Source organism: bacterium (assembly GCA_037131655.1).
Classification (GTDB): Bacteria; Armatimonadota; Fimbriimonadia; order Fimbriimonadales; family JBAXQP01; genus JBAXQP01.
The window spans coordinates 1-3,401 of record JBAXQP010000292.1; the positions used below are offsets into that span (position 1 = coordinate 1).

A 3,401-nucleotide genomic window follows, 5' to 3' on the forward strand; every position below is an offset into this window, starting at 1 on the left:
TCAATATTCAATAACAGAGCGCCGAGGAAGAAATAGGACCCATGACGAGTATTAATCAGGCAGGTGTTCTTGCCAAACCACCCCAATCCCGCCTGCCAGGCCATGTCGCGTTCCATTATTGGTGCCGAATCAACACAAGCTCGCCCTTCTATCTCGGGGTATTCGGCCTTAATCCAATCCAATAGTTGGTTGAGCTTGTCCCGCATCACCTCATGGTAGTCATCGCCAAGGGCATACATGGCAATATGGGGTGCTGGTTGCTGGGCGTAACTGAGACCGACCATGACGATGCTTTTGGCGTTATGCAGAAGCTGAGTGGAATCGGTGCGTACTGGGGCTGTTCGATGCAGGTACTCCATCTCACCGGCGTAACCATTTAATAACCACTTTGTAAAAAAATTGAAATGAGGGGGTGGGATCGCGGGTGTAATCCCGACGAACTCAAATCCAAGTTCATTTGCTTTACTTTTAATCCGGTCACTTGTCATTCGAACGTCTAAATGCTGCATAGAATGGAAGCCAGGCAAGGAGGAGATATGACTTGATATTCCAAGGCCATACCGCAATCGCATGAAGTAATAGTGGCTTGATTTCAGAAAGAGAATTCTTCTTAGCCATTTTAAGCTTAGCGAATTTCCTCAAAGCCCATGAGAGGCGGATACGCGCATATCGAACATGCTTAGGGCTATTGAGCTTCATTTGCTCCAGTGTTTTTGTAAGACCCTTGACCCGAAAGAACGCCTTCTTTTCAAAATTTTCCGATATCTGAGCGGAATGAATGCGGTAATAGATACGCGGGATGGGGTCGGGCACGAAACGGAATTTGGTAGAAAGACGTCTCCACATATCCCAATCTGTTCCCGATAACAAACTCTCATCAAAACAGCCGTTCTTGATTATAACATCGCGCTTGATAAGAACTGCTGAAGGCGAATGAATAAAGCAACCGTGAATTAATTGGCGGATCATATCAGGGGCGGGAAGTTCAAACTTATCTTGCTTTGGACGTGGAGTTAGTGAGCTATCGGTAACGATATAGTGGCTATAAACCAGCACAGCGTCGGGGTTGTCATCCAATAGGCGCACTTGGGTTTCTAGTTTGTCCGGAAACCAAACGTCATCATTGTCAAGGAAGGCAATGTATTTCCCCTTCGCTTCTTTAACGCCCACGTTTCTTCCTCTGGTATCCCCTCCAAAATGTTCGTGTAAGCATATCAAGCGAGCGTTTTCGGGAAGCCGGTATTGGTTTGTGATATCCTCCCCTGAGCAATCGTCAATAACAAGAAGCTCGTAGTCAGAGAAAGTTTGGGCGCAAACGCTCTCAATCGCTTGGTTAAGGAACTCGGGCTGATTGTACGCAAGCACAATCACCGTTACTAGTGGATTTTCAACAAGACTATTGCTGATCATTTCGACCTATTATTCTGTTTTCTGGAACTGATTATCGATAGTCTATAAAACGGAAGCCAGGCAAAAAGCGCATAGGTTTTCCAACTCCATGGCCATACATTCATTGCTTTGATCAGAAGAGCGCTGATATCGGGAAGAGGTTCAGCATTTGACATTCTTATTTTAGCCATCTTTCGGCAAGCCCAAGAAAGGCGGCTGCGAACACAGTTGGTATGTTTGGGGCTTACTCGTTTTATCAGATCCAAAGTATTCGTAAGAACAGCAATACGCCAAAATTCCTGTCGTAGATTTTTGGAGATTTGATTAGGATGCGTACGGTATAGAATGCGAGGTGTTGGATCACATAGAAAGCGATGATTAATCGAGAGCCTAATCCACATATCCCAATCAGTTCCACCAGGTAGGGATTCGTCGAATGGTCCTGTCGCAGTCAAGGCATCGCGTTTGACTAATATGGTGGATGCGCAATGAAGGAAGCAGCCTTGGATAATTTGGCGAACCATATCCCTCGCAGGCGGTTCACTTTTGTACTGTTTTGGGAGTGGCTTGAGGGTGCTATCAGTGAAAATATAATGGCAATAAGCCAGCGCTGCGTCGGGATTTTCGTTCAAAAGGCGCACTTGGGTTTCTAGCTTGTCCGGAAGCCAAATGTCATCATTGTCATGGAAAGCAATAAATTTCCCCTTTGCTTCTTTAACCCCCACGTTTCTTCCTCTGGTATCCCATCCAAAATGTTCGGGTAAGATTATCAAGCGAGCGTTTTCGGGAAGCCGATATTGGCTTGTGATTTCCTCCCCTGAACAATCGTCGATGACAAGAAGTTCGTAATCAGTGAAGGTTTGGGCGCAAACGCCCTCAATCGCTTGGTTAAGGAACTCGGGCTGATTGTAGGCAAGCAAAACTACCGATACTAGCGGACTGCTGATAGGACTATCCATTTGATTTCAACCATTCTTGTTTTGAAGCGTTATATTTTCGCAGAAGCTTTTTCTATCTCGATGATAACATCTTTGGGGAGCGCAAGGCCTGCTGCAACCTGCATCGCTTTGAATAAAGCAATAGGGACGGCACAGGCGCTACAGCAACCTTTAAGCGTCTCGCGAGAAGCTGTAAGGATAATGCCGTCAGAGCCGGTTCCGATTTCTTCATATGCATCGATTGGTTCCGTAAGCTTGTCCGCCAGCTCTTGGATGTTTTTACACATGGATTCGATTTCAAATCTAACCATCTGGTCGTCATCCGAGATCGCTCGGATAGTGGTTAAATTCCCACAGATTCCGGCGTGGACGACTACTTTTGATGCTCCCATTAGTCGTCACCTTTAGCAGAACAGGTGTGGGCTGTTTTCAGTTTGTCCACAACCTCTTCGACAACTGCATTAACCTGGTCGTTCGTATATTCGAAGTTGTGTTCTTTCTTAATATCTAAGTCAGTAACAACGATATGGAGATCAACCTTAAGCCCGGCCTTATCTAATGCATCCCTAACACAGCTAACGCTGCATCCGTCAATCACCACGCGTGTGTCAGCTTTCTTGGAAGCTGACACCGTTGAATCCATTTGGATCCCAATACCAGCCATATTACCCATAATTCCTTTGCCTAATCGGTCCAAAGTTTTGGCTGCATCATTAGCGATTTGTCCCACGTTCGAACCACAGGAACATGAATAGATTATAACGTTCTTTCCACCGCATTCACATTGAGGCATATTGATATCTCCTGGACTTCAAATTCGGTAGTTGTAAGTTCACATTCAACCAATAAACTGTACCCTCATTCAGGTTTGTTTTGTTGGTTTTAACTCAGATTTACTATTTGTTTAACGCCTAATTCGGTGGCAGAATTGGAACTGTTGGGGGCGATATGGGTTGTGTGACTGGCGTTAATGAGGACGGAGTTTTTGGGGCGCGTGATTTTGTGCCGTAGGCTATTATACGGGTTAGCGGACGATAGTAGTCGCTCGAAAGATGTTCTTTGCGCACGAGTGCG

At 45.7% G+C, this 3,401-nt stretch carries 5 protein-coding genes; all 5 read right to left on the bottom strand.

The window, feature by feature from the left end:
* Positions 1-488, bottom strand: a 488-nt coding sequence (locus WCO51_11345; protein ID MEI6513848.1) for a QueG-associated DUF1730 domain-containing protein, incomplete at its 3' end; no start/stop codon positions are given.
* The gene (locus tag WCO51_11350) at positions 478-1,410 is read right to left on the bottom strand and encodes a glycosyltransferase family A protein (GenBank protein ID MEI6513849.1); all 933 of its coding nucleotides are present in this window, start codon (positions 1,408-1,410) and stop codon (positions 478-480) included. The genes WCO51_11350 and WCO51_11345, both read right to left, overlap by 11 nt.
* Positions 1,407-2,348 carry a glycosyltransferase gene (locus tag WCO51_11355; protein MEI6513850.1) on the bottom strand — a complete coding sequence of 314 codons (942 nt, stop codon included), beginning with the start codon at positions 2,346-2,348 and terminating at the stop codon, positions 1,407-1,409. Before WCO51_11355 ends, WCO51_11350 begins: the two co-directional genes overlap by 4 nt.
* Positions 2,349-2,377: 29 nt before the next feature.
* Entirely contained in the window at positions 2,378-2,719 is a 342-nt protein-coding gene (locus WCO51_11360; GenBank protein MEI6513851.1) for a hypothetical protein, read from the bottom strand.
* The gene (locus WCO51_11365) at positions 2,719-3,120 is read right to left on the bottom strand and encodes a putative zinc-binding protein (GenBank protein MEI6513852.1); all 402 of its coding nucleotides are present in this window, start codon (positions 3,118-3,120) and stop codon (positions 2,719-2,721) included. The genes WCO51_11360 and WCO51_11365 overlap by 1 nt, the downstream gene beginning before the upstream one ends.
* Between the last annotated feature and the right edge of the window lie 281 nt (positions 3,121-3,401).